Origin of the sequence: Gelidibacter salicanalis, from assembly GCF_007997285.1 — a bacterium.
Lineage (GTDB): Bacteria > Bacteroidota > Bacteroidia > Flavobacteriales > Flavobacteriaceae > Gelidibacter > Gelidibacter salicanalis.
In genome coordinates this window covers 13,312-33,649 of record NZ_VORX01000004.1, presented here as the reverse complement: position 1 = coordinate 33,649, position 20,338 = coordinate 13,312, and the positions used below count along the sequence as shown (strand labels likewise).

The 20,338-nt window shown below is 38.2% G+C and carries 21 protein-coding genes; 10 read left to right on the top strand and 11 right to left on the bottom strand.

Annotated features, from left to right (window positions below; translation table 11 throughout):
* Positions 1-23 precede the first annotated feature (23 nt).
* Entirely contained in the window at positions 24-935 is a 912-nt protein-coding gene (locus ES711_RS09455) for a bifunctional metallophosphatase/5'-nucleotidase (RefSeq protein ID WP_146892961.1), read from the top strand.
* Between the two features lie 2 nt (positions 936-937).
* Here ES711_RS09455 and ES711_RS09450 read toward each other — a convergent pair whose 3' ends face one another.
* The 3 genes from ES711_RS09450 to ligA all read right to left on the bottom strand — a co-directional run bounded on the left by ES711_RS09450 (position 938) and on the right by ligA (position 4,773).
* Positions 938-1,696 carry a hypothetical protein gene (locus ES711_RS09450; RefSeq protein ID WP_146892960.1) on the bottom strand — a complete coding sequence of 253 codons (759 nt, stop codon included), beginning with the start codon at positions 1,694-1,696 and terminating at the stop codon, positions 938-940.
* 239 nt (positions 1,697-1,935) lie between these two features.
* Positions 1,936-2,670: a hypothetical protein gene (locus ES711_RS09445; protein WP_146892958.1), complete on the bottom strand. Its 735-nt coding sequence runs from the start codon at positions 2,668-2,670 to the stop codon at positions 1,936-1,938.
* A gap of 108 nt (positions 2,671-2,778) precedes the next feature.
* Positions 2,779-4,773: an NAD-dependent DNA ligase LigA gene (ligA, locus tag ES711_RS09440; RefSeq protein WP_146892956.1), complete on the bottom strand. Its 1,995-nt coding sequence runs from the start codon at positions 4,771-4,773 to the stop codon at positions 2,779-2,781.
* Positions 4,774-5,065: 292 nt separating this feature from the next.
* Between ligA and ES711_RS09435 the strand changes: the two genes are divergently transcribed.
* Positions 5,066-5,791: a copper homeostasis protein CutC gene (locus ES711_RS09435; protein ID WP_146892954.1), complete on the top strand. Its 726-nt coding sequence runs from the start codon at positions 5,066-5,068 to the stop codon at positions 5,789-5,791.
* The gene (locus ES711_RS09430) at positions 5,784-8,261 is read left to right on the top strand and encodes a beta-mannosidase (protein ID WP_146892952.1); all 2,478 of its coding nucleotides are present in this window, start codon (positions 5,784-5,786) and stop codon (positions 8,259-8,261) included. The genes ES711_RS09435 and ES711_RS09430 overlap by 8 nt, the downstream gene beginning before the upstream one ends.
* On the opposite strand, the gene prmC is transcribed toward ES711_RS09430, so the two are convergent.
* Together prmC and ES711_RS09420 are read right to left on the bottom strand one after the other, a co-directional pair.
* Entirely contained in the window at positions 8,236-9,135 is a 900-nt protein-coding gene (gene prmC / locus ES711_RS09425) for a peptide chain release factor N(5)-glutamine methyltransferase (RefSeq protein ID WP_146892950.1), read from the bottom strand. The genes ES711_RS09430 and prmC overlap by 26 nt on opposite strands.
* Positions 9,135-9,626: a GNAT family N-acetyltransferase gene (locus ES711_RS09420; RefSeq protein WP_146892948.1), complete on the bottom strand. Its 492-nt coding sequence runs from the start codon at positions 9,624-9,626 to the stop codon at positions 9,135-9,137. The genes prmC and ES711_RS09420 overlap by 1 nt, the downstream gene beginning before the upstream one ends.
* A 36-nt stretch (positions 9,627-9,662) precedes the next feature.
* Here ES711_RS09420 and ribD point away from each other — a divergent pair, with 36 nt between their 5' ends.
* The 4 genes from ribD to ES711_RS09400 are packed head-to-tail and all read left to right on the top strand — an operon-like array spanning position 9,663 to position 12,846.
* Complete coding sequence (ribD, locus tag ES711_RS09415) at positions 9,663-10,760, top strand: bifunctional diaminohydroxyphosphoribosylaminopyrimidine deaminase/5-amino-6-(5-phosphoribosylamino)uracil reductase RibD (protein WP_146892946.1); 1,098 nt, start codon at positions 9,663-9,665, stop codon at positions 10,758-10,760.
* A complete protein-coding gene (locus tag ES711_RS09410; protein ID WP_146892944.1) occupies positions 10,753-11,364 on the top strand; it encodes an HAD family hydrolase in 612 nt (203 codons plus the stop codon). Before ribD ends, ES711_RS09410 begins: the two co-directional genes overlap by 8 nt.
* A complete protein-coding gene (locus tag ES711_RS09405) occupies positions 11,364-12,224 on the top strand; it encodes an EamA family transporter (protein WP_246139186.1) in 861 nt (286 codons plus the stop codon). The genes ES711_RS09410 and ES711_RS09405 overlap by 1 nt, the downstream gene beginning before the upstream one ends.
* 1 nt (position 12,225) lies before the next feature.
* Complete coding sequence (locus ES711_RS09400; RefSeq protein WP_146892941.1) at positions 12,226-12,846, top strand: IMPACT family protein; 621 nt, start codon at positions 12,226-12,228, stop codon at positions 12,844-12,846.
* Here ES711_RS09400 and ES711_RS09395 read toward each other — a convergent pair.
* Positions 12,843-13,253 carry an acyl-CoA thioesterase gene (locus tag ES711_RS09395; RefSeq protein ID WP_146892939.1) on the bottom strand — a complete coding sequence of 137 codons (411 nt, stop codon included), beginning with the start codon at positions 13,251-13,253 and terminating at the stop codon, positions 12,843-12,845. The genes ES711_RS09400 and ES711_RS09395 overlap by 4 nt on opposite strands.
* 191 nt (positions 13,254-13,444) lie before the next feature.
* Between ES711_RS09395 and dnaA the strand changes: the two genes are divergently transcribed.
* From dnaA to ES711_RS09380, 3 genes are all read left to right on the top strand, one after another.
* Positions 13,445-14,872, top strand: coding sequence for a chromosomal replication initiator protein DnaA (gene dnaA, locus ES711_RS09390; RefSeq protein ID WP_146892937.1), 1,428 nt, complete (start codon positions 13,445-13,447; stop codon positions 14,870-14,872).
* A gap of 31 nt (positions 14,873-14,903) precedes the next feature.
* Positions 14,904-15,359, top strand: a complete 456-nt coding sequence (locus tag ES711_RS09385) for a low molecular weight protein-tyrosine-phosphatase (RefSeq protein WP_146892936.1) — start codon at positions 14,904-14,906, stop codon at positions 15,357-15,359.
* A 94-nt stretch (positions 15,360-15,453) separates the two neighbouring features.
* Positions 15,454-16,170, top strand: a complete 717-nt coding sequence (locus tag ES711_RS09380) for an SAM-dependent methyltransferase (protein WP_146892934.1) — start codon at positions 15,454-15,456, stop codon at positions 16,168-16,170.
* Here ES711_RS09380 and ES711_RS09375 read toward each other — a convergent pair whose 3' ends face one another.
* The 5 genes from ES711_RS09375 to dapF form a co-directional block, all read right to left on the bottom strand.
* Positions 16,171-16,839 carry a peptidoglycan-binding protein LysM gene (locus tag ES711_RS09375; RefSeq protein WP_146892932.1) on the bottom strand — a complete coding sequence of 223 codons (669 nt, stop codon included), beginning with the start codon at positions 16,837-16,839 and terminating at the stop codon, positions 16,171-16,173.
* Between the two features lie 105 nt (positions 16,840-16,944).
* Positions 16,945-17,856 carry a DUF2279 domain-containing protein gene (locus tag ES711_RS09370; RefSeq protein ID WP_146892930.1) on the bottom strand — a complete coding sequence of 304 codons (912 nt, stop codon included), beginning with the start codon at positions 17,854-17,856 and terminating at the stop codon, positions 16,945-16,947.
* A 3-nt stretch (positions 17,857-17,859) separates the two neighbouring features.
* Entirely contained in the window at positions 17,860-18,903 is a 1,044-nt protein-coding gene (gene mltG / locus ES711_RS09365; protein WP_146892929.1) for an endolytic transglycosylase MltG, read from the bottom strand.
* Positions 18,904-19,428, bottom strand: a complete 525-nt coding sequence (locus tag ES711_RS09360) for a GNAT family N-acetyltransferase (protein WP_146892927.1) — start codon at positions 19,426-19,428, stop codon at positions 18,904-18,906.
* On the bottom strand, positions 19,428-20,201 hold the full coding sequence (gene dapF, locus ES711_RS09355) for a diaminopimelate epimerase (protein ID WP_146892925.1): 774 nt from the start codon (positions 20,199-20,201) through the stop codon (positions 19,428-19,430). Before dapF ends, ES711_RS09360 begins: the two co-directional genes overlap by 1 nt.
* Positions 20,202-20,338 lie beyond the last annotated feature (137 nt).

The following is a 20,338-nucleotide window of genomic DNA, read 5'->3' as shown; positions in this document are numbered from 1 at the left end:
ATAATTTATATTTTTTTGAAGTTATGAAAAGAAGAGAATTCATTCAACAAACAACAGCAGCATCAGCCGTTATAGGTCTGGGAGGATTAGGTTTACAGTCATTTTCAAGTGCTCCTAAAAAAATCACCATTCTACATACCAATGATGTGCATAGCCATATTGACGCTTTCGGACCGGAGAATGGTAGAAACCCTAACCAAGGTGGGGTTGCGCGACGAGCTACTTTAATCGAATCGATAAGGGCAGAAAATCCGCATACGCTTTTATTGGATGCTGGTGATATTTTTCAAGGCACCCCGTATTTCAATTATTACGGGGGAGAGCTCGAATTCAAACTCATGAGCATGCTAAAGTACGATGCAGCGACAATTGGTAATCATGACTTTGACAATGGCTTGGAAGGTTTATATGCGCAATTGCCTCACGCCAAATTTGATTTTGTTAGTGCCAACTACGACTTTTCGAACACTATCATGGATACCCATGCAAAACCTTATAAGATTTTTGTGAAAAACGGAATTAAGATTGGCGTTTTTGGGTTAGGAATTGAACTTGCGGGATTGGTGGACAAACAAATGTATAAAGAAACAGTATATCTCGATCCGGTTGAAATTGCACAAGACATGGCTCGCACCCTAAAAGAAAATGAAAAATGCGATTTGGTTATTTGCTTGTCGCATTTAGGATACAACTATAAAAATAACGATCAAAAACCGAGTGATCTTTCTTTGGCAAAGCGCACCAAAGACATCGATCTATTTGTTGGAGGCCATACGCATACTTTTCTTCCAAAACCCACTATCGTTAAAAACAGTGTGGACAAGAATGTTTTGGTAAATCAGGTGGGATGTTTTGGAATTAACCTGGGGAAAATCGATTTTTATTTTGACGATGCAAAAAATAAATCGGCTGAAGGCGTGTCTATTTTAGTCTAATTTTAAGCAGTTAATTGATTGGATTTCTCAATTGGTCTAGGGTCTTCTTTGATATGACATTGATTCATATAGCTTTGGTGGTTATATACGTAAACACACAAAAGAAGTAAACCAATACCTTGCAAAGTTTTCGCAAATACTTCAAACAGCCAATACTGAATATACAGGTCTGTAGTAAAACTTAAAACATCCACAAAAACAAAGCAGCACACCATGCTTAAAAAGATGATAGATTGTGTGCTTTCTTTACTTAGGTAGATGGCAAAGGCCAAAAATGCCATCACTAACAAAACCACACCTTTAGCAATGCCCAAAGTTAAGAGCACACTATCAATTAAATTGCCTTGAACGTTCGCAAACATAGTGTACATTAAGTAAGCATTAATAAACACTACTACAATCAAGTACCATGAGATTAAGCCTTCAAATTTCACGTGCTTGAGCCGTCCAATCATCACAAAAATTAGTAAGGCATAAGCACCTAAAAAGCAAGATTCAGAAAATTTAGCGGACAAAATATGGGTATCATCTAAAGTGAATACAATTCCCAAAAAATAAAGCAGGAACGCGGTAAGAAATACATTGGCCATTATCCGCTGCTTAAAGAAATAAATACCAAACAATACAGGTATTAATGCCAAACTTATGATATTAGAAAATATCTCATTCTGAAAATGATAAGAAATGAGGTTGAACACCACAATTAGAGCCAACAGTGTGAAGATTGCCCAATTGGGCAATAATGCGTGCCATCTGTCCATTATAAATTAGGTTAAGTAGGTCTGACAAATATAACAAATAATTTGAATTTCAACGCATATTTATAACATTTCATCGAGTTTTTTGTTAAAAATATCTTAAAATTAATTCATCTTGATTAATAAATGGGGCCGTTACCTTTTAGATTGTGACCTAAGGATTTTTAACGATGTAGGTAGGGGAATTGTTAAGACTTATCTATCTAGAAATGGAGTAGCGTGATAGCTTGTTTAACTAATTACTATAATATGTCTTCATGCAAACGACGGTCTTCATATGAGTCGTAGGACAGCATAGATTGCAGGTAAAAAAACATAAATGCCAGTACTAAAAACAAGGAATAAAAAATATTCAGCAAATTAATTTGAGTAATGTAAAAATAGGCTAATTGAATCACTTCAGAGAACACGATTAGTATAGAACCCATAAATAAATTGATCGATTTCTTATCTTCTTTATGAATGTAGTTAATGAACGCCACGGTCAATAACAGCATGATCACCGCATTATAAATTAATTCCATAGAATACTCGGCAAAAGATAAACTGCTGGGCGTTGTACCGGTAATAACAGTGACACACAGAACATCCAGAAGAAGCATGATAAGGACATGAAACGGGAATTTTTTAATAATTTCCTTTAATGGCATTGAACGTAACATATGCATGATCAACAGTGCATAGGATATGATGTAGATGGAATTTGCAGTAAAGTAAATGTAACCAATGTGATTTCTTGATAAAGATGGAATGACCCAAGTAATAAAATTCAAAATTTCTGCAATGCCAAAAGCTACCAAAAATAAAAAAAATAAAATGTGCGAATGTTTAACATTATGACAATATAAAGTGGTGAGAAGAAGGAGCAGCAATACGCGTAATCCTGTCGCCTCCAATTCATATTGGCAAATTTGAAGTACAAGAAAAACCAGTGAAAGCGCGATTAAAGCACTTTTTAAAATTTTATTTACTAGCATCTTTTAGTTCTTATAATTCGAACAAATATAAAAAATAATTGATCAAATTGACAATTGGCCGAAAAAAATAAACACTTCACCGATAGTAATACAGTAAATGTAGGAGTTTTACTCTATAAGATTTAAAAAATCATACTCCGTAATGATTGGGATTTTCAGTTGCTCCGCCTTCGTTCTTTTACTCGGTCCCATATTGTCTCCTGCTATGATATAACTGGTTTTGGATGAAATGGAACTCGCCACTTTCCCCCCATTATCTTCTATTAATTTTTTTAATTCATCCCTGGAAACCGACTCAAAAACACCTGACACTACAAAAGCCTTGGCTCCTAATTTATTTGTCTGATTAGCCAATTGTTCCGATGAAATTTCCAATTGCACCCCAAAATCTTTTAAGCGCTGTATAATGCTTATATTTCTTTCTGCACTAAAGAAATCTACCACACTTTCCGCGATTCGGATTCCTATTTCATCAACAGTCACCAACTCTAATATCGTCGCCAGACTAAGTTTTTCAATGTTTTTATAATGTTTAGCGAGTTTTTTCGCCACGGTTTCTCCAACATATCTAATGCCTAAAGCATACAACACCCGTTCAAAAGGAATATTTTTTGATGCGGCAATGCCATTGATTAGATTGTCTGCACTTTTTTCTGCCATACGTTCCAAAGGAATCACTTGCGCCTTTGTTAAGGTGTACAAGTCAGAATAATCATTAATCAGATTCTCCTTTACCAGCAAGGCTACCGTTTCGCCACCCAGTCCTTCAATATCCATCGCTTTTCTGGAAATAAAATGCTGGATACGTCCGACAATTTGAGGTTGACATCCGTTATAATTTGGACAATAATGCTGTGCTTCACCAGGGGATCTTACGAGTGATGTGCCGCATTCTGGACAATTTTCTATATACTGTGTAGGTTGAGAGTATTCTGGACGCTTCGAAAAATCGACCGCAATGATTTTAGGAATGATTTCTCCACCTTTTTCTACAAAAACCTCATCCCCTTCCCTTATGTCCAATTTTTCAATTTGATCAGCATTATGAAGCGACGCGCGTTTTACTGTGGTTCCCGCCAATTCCACTGGCTCTAAATTAGCCACAGGCGTAATAGCCCCTGTCCGTCCTACTTGATAGGTAATATCGTTAAGTCGTGTGGAGACTTGTTCGGCTTTAAATTTATAAGCAATAGCCCAACGTGGCGCTTTTGCCGTGTATCCCAATTCGTCCTGTTGGTATAAATCATTAATTTTAACCACCACCCCATCGGTTTCATATGGCAGTTCATGTCGGTGTACATTCCAATACTCTATAAATTTTAAAACCTCAGCAATCGAATTGGTTAAAATTGTGGCCTGTGGCACTTTAAATCCCCATTCTCTCGCCTTTTCCAAACCTTCAAATTGGGTAGAAATATTTAAATTAGTACCTGTGATGTTGTAGAGCAAACATTCCAATGGACGTTTGGCCACCTCCGCACTATCCTGAAGTTTTAAGCTTCCAGAAGCAGTGTTTCTCGGATTCCGGTAGGGTTCCTCACCTATTTCAATGCGTTCTTCATTCATTTTATGAAAACCATCAAATGGCAACACAATTTCTCCTCTGATATCAAATTTTGGAGGATAATCACCTTTTAAACGCAAGGGAACTGAACGAATCGTTTTAATATTTGCGGTTACATCATCACCCTGAACCCCATCGCCGCGGGTTACCGCTTTGCTTAACACACCATCTTCATAGGTCAAACTGATGGAGGCGCCATCATACTTTAGCTCGCAGACAAATTGTAAATCGCCATCGATCGCCTTTTTCACACGGGTTTCCCAATCTAACAAATCCTCTTTGGAATAGGAGTTATCCAAAGAATACATCCTATATTCATGCACAACCGTATTGAAGTTCTTGGTGATTTCTCCTCCCACTCGTTTGGTTGGGGAATAGGCATCAGCAAACTCAGGATGAGCATCCTCTAACGCTTGCAACTCCTTTAATTTTTGGTCAAAATCATAATCGCTAATCACAGGTTTGTCTAAGACATAATAATTGTAGTTATGCTGATTCAGCGCATCGCGAAGTTGTAAAATTTGTTGTTGAATATCCATGAAGTCCATTGAAAAATAGGTTGTGCTTTGGTCTCAATTTTCGAGACCTCTAAGATACTAAAATGACTTTCAGAAGCACAAAAAGCAGTCTAGTTTTTATAAGCAGTTTTACACATATTTCACGGCTTATCCACTATAGAATTCATTGTTAGGTGATCTTAAAATGGATGGTTACAAAAAAAATCTCTTTAAAAAATTAAATTGAGCGAAAACTATTCTGTATCTCTCTAAAATTCCCGAACTTTGGTAGTCTATCCAAATTCAACGGATAACACTTTTAATTTTACATCTTATGCAACTCGAAATCTGCGCTTCCAATTTCCAATCAGCTTTATCTGCACAAAACGCCGGTGCACATCGTATTGAACTGTGTTCAGAACTGGCTGTTGGCGGCGTGACCCCGTCGTACGGACTGCTTAAGCAAGTGATGCAAGAACTCTCAATTCCGGTATTTGTACTGATCAGACCCCGAAGTGGTAATTTCACTTATTCTGACGCCGATTTTGAAATCATGAAGCAGGATATACAATTGTGTAAAGAATTAGGGTGTTCAGGGATTGTGTCTGGAGTTTTAAATCTTGACCAAACGATAGATGTAGAACGCACTCAAGAACTTATTACCCTAGCGAAACCTATGGCATTTACCTTTCATCGCGCATTTGATTGGACTCCAAATCCGTTTGAAGCTTTAGAGACCTTAATGGCGCTTAAAGTTGACCGGATATTAACCTCGGGCCAGTGCAGTTCAGCTGAAAAGGGGATTTTAATCTTAAATCAATTACAGAAAATGGCGGAGGAGCCACTGATCATCCTTCCCGGATCTGGAATCAATACACAAAATATTCTCATTTTTAAAGGCGCCGGATTTACAGAGGTGCATTGCTCTGCCGTACTTTTGCCAGAAGTCCAAACAATTGCTCCGGTCGCTATGAATACTCCTAAATTTCTGAACGATGGGCAAGAAATGGCGTCCAATCCCGAAATGATTCGGTCAATGCTCCAGCTTATCCATGATTAACCGTTTTCTATTTTTCTTCATCCTACTTTTGAGTTATGGTTGTCAGCAGGATTCTGTACCAGAAACCATTGTACTAATGAGCGATTGGCAATTTAAAAATCATACTGATTCGACCTGGTCTAAAGCCATTGTCCCCGGGAGTGTACATTCTGATCTCTTTAGAAACAGTTTCATAAAAGATCCTTTTATTGGCAGCAATGCCTTGGAATTGCAATGGATTTCAGACACTGATTGGGAATACCGTACAGAATTTCAATTAGACAATACAGTGCTCAACAAAAAACATATTGAGATCAACTTTGAAGGCCTGGATACGTATGCCACAGTGTATTTAAACGATAGCATTATTCTGAAATCTAATAACGCTTTTCGCAGGTTTAATGTTGAAGTGTCGAAACTGTTGAAGAAAAACAACTATCTGCACATCATTTTTGAGAAAACCTCCACTTATGAAACGTTGGCAAAAGCGAAATTGCCTTATGAATTACCAGAAGGCGACCGCATTTTTACCAGAAAAGCACAATTTCAGTACGGTTGGGATTGGGGTCCGGTACTAAATACCTCAGGGATTTGGAGACCCATTACCATCACCGCTTGGAACGATTATAAAATTCGAGATATTTATATTGAACAAACAGAACTCTCAAAAGATCTGGCCAAATTTAGAGTCGACTTGGAGGTAACTAGTTCAGTAAAAGATCCTATAACCTATGAAATCTATGTGAATGATAACTTGAATTCTGAAGTTATTACAACTAACCCTACTGACCTAAAATTTGAAATTGAAAACCCAGAATTATGGTGGCCACATAATTTAGGTACGCCCTATTTATACGACATTAAAATCATCGCTAAACAAAACAAAAAAACCTTAGACACCATTTCAGTAAAAAAAGGAATCAGGACCATTGCACTTGTTGCAGAAAAAGACAGGATTGGCCAATCCTTTTATTTTAAAGTGAACGGCGTAGATGTGTTTATGAAAGGTTCCAATTACATTCCGCAACACAGTTTACAAGATCAGGTCACTCCTGCCCATTACGAACAACTCACCCAAAACGTGGTGGATGCCAATATGAATATGCTCCGGGTGTGGGGTGGCGGCATTTATGAAGAGGATTTGTTTTACGATTTATGCGATGAAAAAGGTATCTTAGTCTGGCAAGATTTTATGTTTGCTTGTGCAATGTATCCGGGAGATGCTGAATTTTTAGAAAACGTGAAACGGGAAGCTCTAGACAACGTGAAGCGGTTGCGCAACCATGCTTCAATAGCCTTATGGTGCGGCAATAACGAAAATAATGAAGCCTGGCATAACTGGGGTTGGCAACGCGGACGTTCAGAAGCCGAAAAAACAGAAATCTGGGACAACTATCTAAAGGTCTTTGATACAATGCTGCCCAACATCGTCAAATCGCATACTAACACTGACTATTGGGAAAGCTCACCAAAGCACGGGCGTTTAGACCCCTTGTACAAAACCGAAGGAGATGCTCACGATTGGTGGCTCTGGCATAGCGCCTACCCGTTTGAGTATTTAGAGGAAAATGTGCCAAGGTTTATGAGCGAATTCGGATTTCAAGGCTTTCCAAGTTTTGAAGTGATGCGATTTGTCAATCAATCCGAAGACATTACAATGGCTTCAACCGGGTTTTTATCGCATCAAAAACATCCCCGAGGTTTTCAGTTGATTAAAGACTATATGAAACGCGATTTTCCTGTTCCTGACCAGCCTGAAGATTATGTTTATATGAGTCAGTTACTGCAGGCTTACGGAATGACTAAGGGATTTGAAGCCCACCGCCGTGCACGACCGTACACCATGGGCACCTTGTACTGGCAACTTAATGATGTCTGGCCGTCAGTTTCTTGGGCGAGTTTGGATTATTTGGGAAATTGGAAAGCCCTTCATTATTTCACAAAAAAAGCGTTTAAAAATGTATTAATCTCGTCTTATGCCAAGAATGACACTTTAAAAACCTACATTATTAACGATAAATTGCATGCGCAACATGGGACACTTCAGATAAGAATCATAGACTTTAACGGCAACCAATTGTGGTCTGTTGACAAAAACATAACCGTAGCAAAAAACAGTAGTGAGGTTAAGCATGTGCTCGATTGGAAGAATTTAAATTTTGATAAAAACAGCGTGGTAGTAGTGACAACTTTTAATGATGAAGTTGTCTATTATTATTTAGACAGACCAAAAAATTTAAAACTTCAGAAGGGAGAAATTAAGAAACAAATTATTAAAACCGCTACTGGCTTTACAATTGAAGTGTCATCAAACACGCTTCAGAAAGGGTTGTTTTTACACAGCGCATCACAAGGACATTTCAGTGATAATTTTTTCGATTTGCTCCCCAACCAAACTCTTCGGATTGATTTCACCACGGAAGCGACCTCGTTAAACGATGTAAAGATTAAAGCCCTCAATGATTTTATTGATCCTGACTACCATTTGTAACTAGACGTTTTTTCACCCCAGACACCATGCGATCATTGCCGAAGATATCCTTTTGTAACGATACACTTTCAAATCCAGAATTTTCAAGCAATTCCATCATTTCTGCGCCTAAATATTGGTTAATTTCAAAAAACAGACATCCATTCTCTTTGAGATAGGTCGTAGCAAAATTAGTGATTGCACTATAAAAAATAAGCGGGTCAGCGTCTTCTACATACAAAGCTAGTGCGGGTTCATGTTTTAAAACATTGGCACTCATGTGAGCTTTTTCCAATTCCCTGACGTAAGGAGGGTTGGAAACTATCACATCAAAGGTCTTGGGCTCAAAATCTAATGTTTCCGCAGCGTCTTGCCAATTGAGGATATCCAATTCCCTAAACGCCGGGTTCACCTCGTTCAGCTTAGCATTAATTTTGGCAACAGCCAATGCTTTTTTACTTACATCAATGGCGTACACTGATGCATCAGGTTTGTTTTTCGCTAAGGAGATGGCAATGCAGCCCGTCCCAGTTCCGATATCGAGTATGGAAATAACGTCTGTATCTGCCGTTGCTTCTATGACCCTTTGTACCAATTCTTCAGTTTCTGGTCTTGGTATTAAAGTGTGTTCATTCACTTTAAACGGAAGCCCATAAAATTCGGTTGCACCAGTGATATATTGAATGGGTTCTTGTTTTTTAAGCCGTTTAATCGCCTGATCAAACTTCTCAACCTTCTTGCCTGAAATGGAAGCGTAGAGATGTAAAGGAATTTCAAAACCTTTTAATTTTAAAAAACAATCCGCTAAGATATTGAAAAACGTTTGAATTTCGGTTTCCGGATAGTCTTGTTCTAAAGACGTATAAAAATGTTCTCGTAAGGTTTTTAATAGCATTATAGAGTTTTTATCATCCAAACATTACACGCATAATGTCCTGTATTACCTAATGGACCGTCTAAATTTTGGAAGCCAGATGTAGCGTAAAGTTTTGTAGCGTCTGTCATATAGGGTAACGTTTCTAAATAGCATTTGTCGTAGCCTAGAGATTTTGCTTTTTCCAGACAGATAGCCATCATCTTTGCGCCTAGACCTTTCCCTCTCGCCTCCGGTAAAAAATACATTTTCTGAAGTTCGCAAATAGCATCTTCAAAATTTTCGAGAGGCGCTATGCCGGCACCTCCAATAATTTTGCCGCCATCATCGACCACAAAATAGGCGCGATCATTTTGGGCATAGGTAGCGGTCATGATATCTAATGCCTCATCAGCATATGCAGTCCCCACTTTTGGCGCTCCCATTTCAACCAATACGTCACGAATGACTGCTGCTACTTGTGCATCATCTTCCGTTTTTATTTCTCTGATCAGGATGGGGGCTTTGCTCACGATATTATGTTATTTTTGCAGCGCTAATTATTGGGAGTGAATATACATGAAAAATATATAAAACGCTGCATAGACATCGGCAAAAACGGATTGGGAACCACAGCCCCCAACCCAATGGTGGGATGTGTCATTGTGCATGCAAACAAGATTATCGGCGAAGGCTTTACGAGTCCGTTTGGAGGCGCTCATGCCGAGGTTAACGCCATAAATAGCGTTAAAGACCAGTCTTTACTCTCAAAATCAACGCTATATGTCACGCTGGAGCCTTGCTCCCACTACGGAAAAACTCCGCCATGTGCTGATGCCATTATTGCCCATAACATCCCAAAAATCGTTATTGGCACGATTGACACCCACAGCAAGGTAGCGGGGAAAGGAGTCGCTAAACTGGAAGCTGCAGGTTGTGAGGTTATTGTTGGGATTTTAGAAGATGATGTCAAAGCGCATCACAAGCGTTTCTTTACTTTTCACAATAAACAACGTCCGTATGTCATTTTAAAATGGGCAGAAACCTCAGATGGCTTTATAGCACCACAAACAAGAGATGCACAACAACCTGTTTGGATCACCAATCAACTATCTAGGCAATTGGTGCATAAATGGCGCGCGGAAGAACAATCAATCCTAGTAGGTACAAATACTGTTATTGCCGACAACCCGAGTCTGACAGTGAGAGATTGGACAGGAAAAAATCCCATTAGAGTGATTTTAGATAGAGAATTGAAGTTAAATTCTGAATACATTTTGCTCAATAATGATGCGAAAAATTTAATTATTCATGGCGATAATGCTATTCTTCCCAAACCTGAGGCTAATCAAAAAAGTTGGTCATTACATCCTCCATTAGGTAGAGGTTTTGATGCCATTTATATAGAAATAGATTGGAGCTTGGAAAATACAATTGCAAAGCAAATCTGTACAATCTTGTATAACAATAATATTAATTCCGTCATTATAGAAGGTGGACGACAGACCTTACAAACCTTTATAAATGAAAATCTTTGGGATGAAGCCCGAGTATTTACGGGACCAACAACTTTTGGCGCAGGCACAAAAGCGCCACAATGTTCAGGCAAATTAGTATTAAAACAGAACCTATTTGACGATACTTTAAAAATAATTGTAAATGATTAAAAATTTAATATTTGATTTTGGCGATGTCTTTATCAACCTGGATAAAAAAGGGGCGATGGAAAGAGCTCTTAATTTGTTTGGAATGGACACGCTCTCTGAGGAAATAAACGCGATCAACATCCTCTACGAACAAGGCTTAATGAGTACTGAAGAATTCGTGGAATTTTATGGTGACAATTTTCCTCATCTAGACGAAGATGAGATTAAAGGCACTTGGAATTACATTTTAAGGGATTTCCCAAACCACCGCTTGGAATATGTACAGCAATTGGCTGCCGAAAACAAATACAAACTTATTTTATTGAGCAATACCAACGAATTGCACATCAATTGGATAAAGGAAAATGTAGGCTTTTTTGAAGAGTTTAAAGACCAATTTGATGCGTTTTATTTGTCTCATGAAATTCAATTACGCAAACCAAACCCCAACATTTACGAATTTGTATTAACTGAAAATAATATCAAGGCCGAGGAATCCCTGTTTATTGATGATACAGAAGAAAACATTATTTCTGCTGCCAAATTAGGCATACACACTTGGCATATTAATCCAGAAACTGACGACATTACCACGCTTTTCTCTACTAAAAGCGAGTTGTTTTGATGTATGTAGTCCTCAGCATTGTAGCCTCCTTATTGATTGTCATCATTTTTAAATTGCTACAAAAATTTGGGGTCAACACTTTTCAAACTATTGTGGTCAATTATATGGTCGCCTTTGGTTTTGGAATTATTGCCAATCAAAACAGCATGGGGGTTGCGGACGTTGTGGCGTCTGAATGGTTTTGGGGAAGTGTCATTGTAGGCGCCATGTTTATAGGGTTATTTACCCTGATGGCCTGGACGACCCAAAAAAACGGCCTTTCGGTTGTATCGGTCGCCTCAAAAATGAGTGTCGTCATTCCTATTATTGCCGGGATCTTTCTCTATCAGGAGAGCGCAGGTTATCAAAAGCTCATCGGCATTGTACTTGCCTTACTATCAGTATATCTCGTTTCTGTCAAATCAAAGACGAGTGTTAATTTTAAGAAAAATCTAGCTTGGCCGCTATTATTGTTCTTCGGATCAGGCATCAGTGACACCTATATTAACCACCTCCAAAGCACCTCAATTTCCGAAGAAAACGTGATTCTGTTTTCATCTTGTGTCTTCGGTTTTGCCGGGGTTATCGGGATTATAATTTTATCGATTAGCAAACTTAGAAACGACATCCAATTAGATCCGAAAAGCTTGATTGGCGGACTGGTTTTGGGCTTGGCCAATTACGCTTCCTTATATTTTATCATCAAATCGCTCCAAGTGCCCCAAATGGAGAGCTCTACATTTTTCACGATTAACAATGTCGCCATTGTGATGCTTTCAACACTTATAGGGCTTTGGGCATTTAAAGAACATCTCACCAAGAAAAATTGGATGGGCATAGGATTGGCACTTATTGCCATATATTTAGTAACTTTTGCTTGAAATGACAGAAAAAGACACTTATAAAACCATTACCAAAGCTTCTGATGAGGTGCTATTTAAGGATAAAAACAGCAAGTTCTTTGGCTATGCATTTCCAGTAACCACAGAGGAGTTGGTGAAAGTCCACCTTGAAGATTTAAAGAAACAACACCATTCGGCCAGACATTGGTGTTATGCTTACCAAATTGGCAAAACAGAAAATGAATACCAATTTAGAGCCAATGATGATGGCGAACCCAACAACAGCGCGGGCATGCCCATCTACGGACAACTACAATCTTTTGATGTTACCAACGTATTGATTGTCGTCGTCCGGTACTTTGGGGGAGTTAAATTGGGTGTGGGCGGACTCATATCAGCTTATAAAACTGCCGCACAAATGGCTTTGGAAGCATCTAAGATTGTGACCCGAACCATTAATCAAGACATTCAGCTCAAATTTGAGTATAAAGATATGAATAAAGTGATGCGGGTCATCAAGGAAAAGAATTTAAAAATAAAATCCCAAACTTTAGAGCTCGATTGTACCATCATCATTTCAGTACGACTTAAAAAATCAAAAGCGGTTTTGGATGCTTTTAAAACCATTTTCAACGTCAAAGTGAACGTGTTGAAAAACTAATTCTGTAATTTGTCCAAAAGGTATTTTGGACATCTTGTAGGTCGATTTTTTTGAACATCCATAAACACCAATACAGTGTTTCCCGAGGTCAAAATTTCACCCTTCTGATTGGTAATTTCATAGTCAAATTCAATGCTTGCGGAAGGCAATTTTACCAATTGGGTTTTCACTTTAATTAAGTCGTCATAAAGCGCTGGCCTTTTGAATTCTACCGTCAATTTTCGCACAGGAAGCATCAACCCATCTTGCTCCATTTTTTTATAAGAAACCCCTAATTTTCTTAGCCATTCGACACGTCCAACCTCAAAATATTGGGCATAATTTCCGTAATAGACAATCCCCATCTGATCTGTTTCGCCATAACGCACTCTTAGTTCAATTTCATCATTAAATAAAGGATTTGACATGTTTCTTTGGTTTATTTTTTGTAATTTGATCAGGATTTAAACATGGGGAAAAAATACTGCAAATTCAATAGCAATTGATTTTTTTTTTCAGAATTTTGTTCACATATTTGTCTCACAAAATATTCTAGAGAAAACACGAATTTCTCTTCATTTTGCTAATCTGACTAACAAACAAAAAATTAACTTTTAAAATGGAGGTAACTGCGCAATCGGTTTGGAATAATTGTCTGTCTTTTATAAAGGACAATATCCAACCCCAAGCATATAAAACTTGGTTTGAACCTATTACAGCAGTCAAACTTACTGACAATGCTTTGAGTATCCAGGTACCCAGTAAATTTTTTTACGAATGGCTTGAAGAGCACTATGTCAAAATTCTTAAAGTGGCCCTTAATAAGGAGCTTGGAGAACGCGCAAAATTGGTTTATGTCATTAAGATGGAAAACACTTATGGCAATAAACAACCGTTTACTGAAAGAATACCAAGTTCAAACAGAGGGGCGGTAAAATCTCAAAATGTTGACATCCCACTAAAAAATAAAAATCCTGAATTAAAGAATCCGTTCGTTATTCCAGGAATTAGAAATGTTAAGATTGAATCACAACTTAATCCTAATTATAGTTTTGACAACTTCTTGGAAGGCGACTCAAACCGATTGGCTAGAAATGCAGGATTAGCGGTGGCAAACAAGCCAGGCGGGACGTCCTTTAATCCACTATTAATATTTGGAGGTGTCGGATTGGGCAAAACGCATTTAGCGCACGCAATTGGCATCGACATTAAGGATAAATATCCAGAAAAAACTGTACTTTATATTTCGGCGGAAAAATTCACCCAACAATATATCGATTCGGTAAAGAAAAATAACCGTAATGATTTCATCCATTTCTACCAAATTATTGATGTCTTAATCATTGACGACGTTCAATTCTTATCTGGGAAATCAGGAACTCAAGATGTATTCTTTCACATCTTTAACCACTTACATCAAAACGGAAAACAAGTCATCTTAACTAGTGATAAGGCTCCTGTTGACATGCAGGATATAGAACAACGTCTCTTATCGCGTTTCAAATGGGGATTATCTGCAGAATTGCAGAGTCCGGATTTTGAAACTCGCGTGTCCATTCTGAAAAACAAACTGTATCGTGATGGTGTTGAAATGCCGGATGATATTATTGAGTATGTTGCGAAACATATCAAAATAAATGTTAGGGAATTGGAAGGTGCAATCATCTCTTTAATTGCACAGTCGTCTTTTAACAAAAAGGAGATTACCATTAGCCTGGCAAAAGAAATTGTTGAAAAGTTTGTCAAAAACACCAAACGCGAAGTATCTATTGACTACATCCAAAAAGTAGTTTCAGATTATTTCCAAATGGATGTGAGTACCTTACAATCTAAAACCCGTAAGAGGCATATTGTACAAGCACGACAGTTGGCCATGTTTTTCGCTAAGAAATTCACCAAAGCATCTTTGGCGAGTATTGGGTCTCAAATTGGGAAACGTGATCATGCGACAGTATTACATGCCTGCAAAACGGTTGACAACCTCTCCTCTACGGATAAACAATTTAGAAAGTACGTTGAAGATATTTCTAAAAAGTTAGCGCTTTAAAACGTTGCTTCTATAAACACAATACCTTATCATGACAAAAATTCTGATGGTTTGCTTAGGTAACATTTGCCGATCGCCATTAGCGCATGGCATATTGGAAGCTAAACTTCCGGGTGATCGTTTTGAAATAGATTCTGCCGGAACAGGCGATTATCACATCGGTAAATTACCAGACCACCGTTCTATTGCCACTGCAAAACAGAATGATATTGATATTTCTAACCAACGTTGTAGACAATTTTCAGTATCTGATTTTGACACTTATGACATTATTTACGTCATGGATCATTCCAACTACGAGAATGTGATTACGTTGGCTAGAGATGCTGACGATAGTGCCAAGGTAAAATTAATATTGGAAGATGCTGGTTTTGATGAAAATTTAGAAGTTCCGGACCCGTATTGGGGAGATGCGAAAGATTTTGATAAAGTCTACACACTTTTGGACAATGCTTGCGATAAAATTGCGGCGAAATTATTGGAGTAAATTTTATCAGATCTTAATTCCAATTGAACTTTAGTGGAATTTAGAACTTTCAAATCCACTACATTAGCGCTCTCACATTTTGAAACACTAACACATGGCAGAACACTTTGGCAAACTATACTTAATTCCTACAGGTTTAGGTGATCAACCAGTTTGGGATGTTTTACCCCAATCCATACAAAAAATCCTAGCATTTACGGACGATTATATTGTTGAAAATGAAAAAACAGCACGTAGATTCATAAAAGAGACCCTTCCTGAAAAATTGCAACCGTCCTTAAACTTCCATGTATTAAATAAATACACGGAAGAGGCTGAAAAATCAACATTTTTAGAAGCCTGTAAAGCAGGAAAACCTATGGGTTTACTTTCTGAAGCAGGATGTCCTGCGGTAGCTGATCCTGGATCAGATATTGTAAAATTGGCCCACGAAAACAACATTCAAGTGGTTCCCTTGGTAGGACCATCTTCCATCATTATGGCACTGATGGGATCTGGAATGAATGGACAAAGTTTTGCATTTAATGGCTACTTACCTATTGACAAGCAAGAACGCAAAGCAGAACTCAAACGCTTAGAACGCGTATCGCAAGAGCAAAACCAAAGTCAATTGTTTATTGAAACCCCATATCGCAACAACAAAATGTTGGAAGATTTATGGAGCACATTGCATCCTCAAACTAGAGTTTGTGTGGCCTGCGACCTCACGCTACCTACAGAATATATTAAAACGTTCCCTGCGCAAGATTGGAAACATACCAAAGTAGACTTGCACAAACGCCCGGCCATTTTTATCATTCACAAAGACTGATTATAAAATCGCTTTAGCCTTTCGGTTTGGTTTGATAAAAGAAGTATCGTAGCCGGAAAAGCGTTTCATATAGTGGGAAATGGAAGATCCGTAAGCATCTGAGAAATTATAACCTCCAAAACTTCTGAGAAATTTCTTTACACTCCCCGGTCCCGCCAAATGCGCGGCAGCGAGAATGCCAGACTCCGTGATGGTAACGCCGTGAATTTCTTTACCTACAAATCGTGCAATATCCTGTCTTAAAATCCATTTGTTACGCTCAGAATTGGCCAAAAACGCCTTTTCTTGTAACTCAGGAGTGTACAAAAAGAATTGAGGATTGTAAACCCCCAAAAGTTTTAAAGTTTCAGCACCAAATTGATACTTTCCTAAATACCCAAAATCATTTACCGTAAAATAATTACCGCGAGATTCTTTAAATGCCAAAGCTTCCTTAAATCCTAAATACGATTTCCCTAAATAAGGAAAGTACTTATCGTAGGTCATTGTGGGGTGCGTTCCTTCTGCTGGAGACAACATAGCGATGTCTTCAGAAACTGTGTAATTTAATTCTAGTCCTTCCGTAGAAAAATTAGTCATATCCACAGTCGTTTTTGGAAAAAGTGCCGTCATTAATATGACACAGATTGCAAAAGGGATAACAAAATAATTAGTGATTTTTTTTAACATTTTTCCTAATATTCGTAAAGCCTTTATGATTTTAAGCAGACTTAAATTTCAGCGTGCAAAGATACGCCTTTTTATTAAAGCCTCAAAATTAATCGATTAAGCTCTCTAAAAATAGACACCATGGAGCTTTAGACCCTTTTTACCGTTAAACTCCACAGTTGGCAAAGGCACTTTAATTAGGTTCAAAACCTCAAAAACAGATCTTAAAAGAGGTGATTTGGTTTCAATCCGCGTTAAATCAACATCTAAACTTAAATAGTATTGCCGCATCCTATTCTTACTCGCATCCAAACTACTATGAGACTCAGGATTATCAAATAACATACCGTCGGCACCATATCCTAAAGCGACATTCAACCATTTTGGGATGTGTTCAGTTTTAAAAAACGATTGCAGGTTAAAACTTAACCAATAGGTTTGGCCGTTGTAATCCTTTAAAAACTCTTCGGTTAGACCATTTCCTAACTTTGTAGGCTGTAATTGCGCATATCTGGTTTGATGAAACGAGTATTTAAGGGTGATGCGTTGTTCTTCCCATAGTAACTCTTGACCAATATAGATTCCACTACCTGCAACATTGGCAGCCATATCTCCCCAAGAAAACCCCCATTCCTTACTAAAACCATCTAAAACCTCAACGGCGGTTAAAAATGTAAAGCCCAGTTTGGCACCATAAAGCAGTTGCTCATTTCTGCTCGCCCCACTCCATTGCAGTGCGCTAGCACCAAGTCGTCCTAACTGATAGGATGCATACACATGGCCCACTTTATCCATTTGCAACCACTCATTGTTATCATTTATGGTATGGAATCGCGATTGCTCATAGTCCGCATACCATAACTGGTGCAGTCCTATTAAGGTGAGTCCACCAATAGCCGCCTCAGAGATATACACTGCTGTCCGTCGCGACGGATTTAAGGTATCACTCGGTTTAAGAAAACGTTCAATTTGAGATTGTGAAAAAGAATTTGCGGTAGCTATTATAAAAACAAATAGACAAAAGATATACCGCACCATAGCTTACCTATTTACACCCTGCTGATTAATCCAGCGTACGTATTCTTGTCTGTTCACATTGTGTTGTGCTAGTGTTTTAGCAAATTTATGATATCCAAAATTAGTCACATCAGCTACAAAGTATAAGTAATCGTGCTTTTCGAAATTCAAAACCGCATCAATGGAAGTAATGTCAGGCATGGTAATTAAACCTGGAGGCAATCCTGCATATTTATAGGTATTATAAGGCGAGTCCAAAACTAAATCCTTGTAAAGTACACGTTTGATAACCTGATCAAAATCGCCCGAAGTGTGCTTTATGGCATAAATCACCGTTGGGTCAGCCTGAAGCGGCATACCAATCTTTAAGCGATTCATGTACACCCCGGCCACACGCTTTCGTTCATCAACTTTTGCGGTTTCCTTTTGCACAATCGAGGCCATGGTCATTACCTTTTCTGGGGTAAGTCCAATCGTTTTAGCCTTCGCCATACGGGTCTCGTTCCAGAACCGGTGGTACTCTTTCAGCATCCGTTCTCTAAACTGTTCTGCGGATGTGTTCCAAAAAAACTCGTAGCTGTTGGGAATATACATGCCCAAGGCCGTTTGTTCTGAAAAATCATTGGCTTTTAAAAACTCGGGAGATGACATCACGGTGTATAATTCTAAACTATCCGCTTCAATTTGGGTAGAGATGCGTCCCGCTAATCGTTCTAATGATTCCTGATTATTAAATGAAAGTTTGACAGGAATATTATTGCTGCGTATGGAATTGACAATGTCATTATTATTCATCCCTTTTTTGATGGCAAATTTTCCCGCTTTTATATTGGCTGGATATTTTTTACGTTCAGCAAGCGCCTCAAATTTGTCCATATCCTTTAAAAGTGGTTGCAATTGAGCTCTCACATCCTGATAGGTTGCATTGGTTGGAATATATACGTATGCCTCCTCATTAGTAAAGGCGGTATTGGAGATGAACATGGTTTGATAAATGTTGTAAGCGATGATGCCGGCTATTACCAAACCGATGAGCGCAATGGCGATAAAGATTTTTTTGAAATACATTTAGTTATTGATAAGTTGTAAAAAATATTCGTTTTTATACTTGTTGTTGCTAAAAAGCCAATCCTTTTTAACCCCCACTATCTCAAAACCTTGATTTTTGAATAGGTTGAGGCTGGCCTGATTGTCTTCGGTAATATTGCAATACAATTGATGCAAATTAAGCTGATTAAAGCTATAGTTGATTAATAACTGCAGTGCTTCCTTGCCATAACCCTGCTGTCTGTTTTGGGTTTCCTGGATTAAGATTCCCACGCCAGCATGATTGTTTTTAAAATCAAAATCGAATAAATCGATCAGTCCGATAGCTTGATGCTGGTAAGTGGAAATCACCAATCGCAATTGTTTCACTTCGTAAATATCTCTGTGGGAGTTTTCAAGATACTGTTCAAGGATATATCGAGAGTATGGGGTTTGAGTATTACTCAGCTCCCAAAGATGCTCATCGTTTTCAATGGCGTGAATATAGTTTAAATCTTCAGGCTCTAAAGCACGTAAATAAATATGTTCTCCCTTTAAGGTCTCCATTAAAATTCGCCTTTAAAAACCTGTACGGCAGGACCTATTAACCATATATCAGTGTAGCCTTCATCTTTATTTTTAAAAGCAACCTCCAATGTTCCCCCTTGCGTATTTAAAGTAATGTGATTTCTAGTTGTTTCTCCAATAAAATTCATAGCCAGTGCAACTGCGGTGACACCTGTACCACAAGACAATGTTTCATCCTCAACACCACGTTCATAGGTCCTAACTGAAAAAATGGCATCAGAGATTTTAGAGACAAAATTCACATTTGAACCACTTTCATGGTAGGGAGCGCCGTATCTAATTCTACTTCCAGTTTCCTTGACCTGAAGTTCCGCTAAGTTTTCCTGTAATTGAACGTGATGCGGCGATCCGGTATTTAAAAAGACATGAGATTCAAACTGTTCCAGTCGAGGCACATCCTGCATTTGCAACTGAACACTATGCGATTCAATTTTGGCACGGTGCAGGCCATCTATCGCTTCAAAAGTGGTCGCATTTTCAATTATTCCGAGAAATTTCGCAAATGCAACAATACAACGCCCGCCATTCCCACACATAGAACTTTCATTGCCATCAGCATTGAAGTATACCATCTTAAAATCATACTCGTTATGAGGTTCGAGAAGGATCAATCCGTCAGCTCCAATGCCAAAACGTCTGTTACATAAGGTTCTAACGTATTTGGTATCATTTTTGTCAAAGGTTAAGAGACGATTGTCAATCATCACAAAATCATTACCTGTTCCTTGATATTTATAAAAAGTCTGTTTCATAGGTTTGGCAAATATAGGAAATATGGATGGTTTTAACGCGGCTAACTTTTGCGTTAAATATCGTTAAATGAAGCTACGACCATCAAATAAAAAATTAATTTTAAACGTTAATCACATATCTATTTACAGTATTACTC

Bases quoted from the DNA above. Each gene is read 5' to 3' on its own strand.
- ES711_RS09450 (WP_146892960.1), bottom strand. From the start codon at position 1,696: ATGGACAGATGGCACGCATTATTGCCCAATTGGGCAATCTTCACACTG.
- dnaA (WP_146892937.1), top strand. From the start codon at position 13,445: ATGGAGGTAACTGCGCAATCGGTTTGGAATAATTGTCTGTCTTTTATA.
- dapF (WP_146892925.1), bottom strand. From the start codon at position 20,201: ATGAAACAGACTTTTTATAAATATCAAGGAACAGGTAATGATTTTGTG.
- ES711_RS09455 (WP_146892961.1), top strand. From the start codon at position 24: ATGAAAAGAAGAGAATTCATTCAACAAACAACAGCAGCATCAGCCGTT.
- ES711_RS09405 (WP_246139186.1), top strand. From the start codon at position 11,364: ATGTATGTAGTCCTCAGCATTGTAGCCTCCTTATTGATTGTCATCATT.
- mltG (WP_146892929.1), bottom strand. From the start codon at position 18,903: ATGTATTTCAAAAAAATCTTTATCGCCATTGCGCTCATCGGTTTGGTA.
- ES711_RS09395 (WP_146892939.1), bottom strand. From the start codon at position 13,253: ATGTCAAATCCTTTATTTAATGATGAAATTGAACTAAGAGTGCGTTAT.
- ES711_RS09435 (WP_146892954.1), top strand. From the start codon at position 5,066: ATGCAACTCGAAATCTGCGCTTCCAATTTCCAATCAGCTTTATCTGCA.
- ES711_RS09370 (WP_146892930.1), bottom strand. From the start codon at position 17,856: ATGGTGCGGTATATCTTTTGTCTATTTGTTTTTATAATAGCTACCGCA.
- ES711_RS09380 (WP_146892934.1), top strand. From the start codon at position 15,454: ATGGCAGAACACTTTGGCAAACTATACTTAATTCCTACAGGTTTAGGT.
- ligA (WP_146892956.1), bottom strand. From the start codon at position 4,773: ATGGATATTCAACAACAAATTTTACAACTTCGCGATGCGCTGAATCAG.
- ES711_RS09360 (WP_146892927.1), bottom strand. From the start codon at position 19,428: ATGGAGACCTTAAAGGGAGAACATATTTATTTACGTGCTTTAGAGCCT.
- ES711_RS09430 (WP_146892952.1), top strand. From the start codon at position 5,784: ATGATTAACCGTTTTCTATTTTTCTTCATCCTACTTTTGAGTTATGGT.
- prmC (WP_146892950.1), bottom strand. From the start codon at position 9,135: ATGCTATTAAAAACCTTACGAGAACATTTTTATACGTCTTTAGAACAA.
- ES711_RS09400 (WP_146892941.1), top strand. From the start codon at position 12,226: ATGACAGAAAAAGACACTTATAAAACCATTACCAAAGCTTCTGATGAG.
- ES711_RS09445 (WP_146892958.1), bottom strand. From the start codon at position 2,670: ATGCTAGTAAATAAAATTTTAAAAAGTGCTTTAATCGCGCTTTCACTG.
- ES711_RS09375 (WP_146892932.1), bottom strand. From the start codon at position 16,839: ATGTTAAAAAAAATCACTAATTATTTTGTTATCCCTTTTGCAATCTGT.
- ES711_RS09410 (WP_146892944.1), top strand. From the start codon at position 10,753: ATGATTAAAAATTTAATATTTGATTTTGGCGATGTCTTTATCAACCTG.
- ES711_RS09385 (WP_146892936.1), top strand. From the start codon at position 14,904: ATGACAAAAATTCTGATGGTTTGCTTAGGTAACATTTGCCGATCGCCA.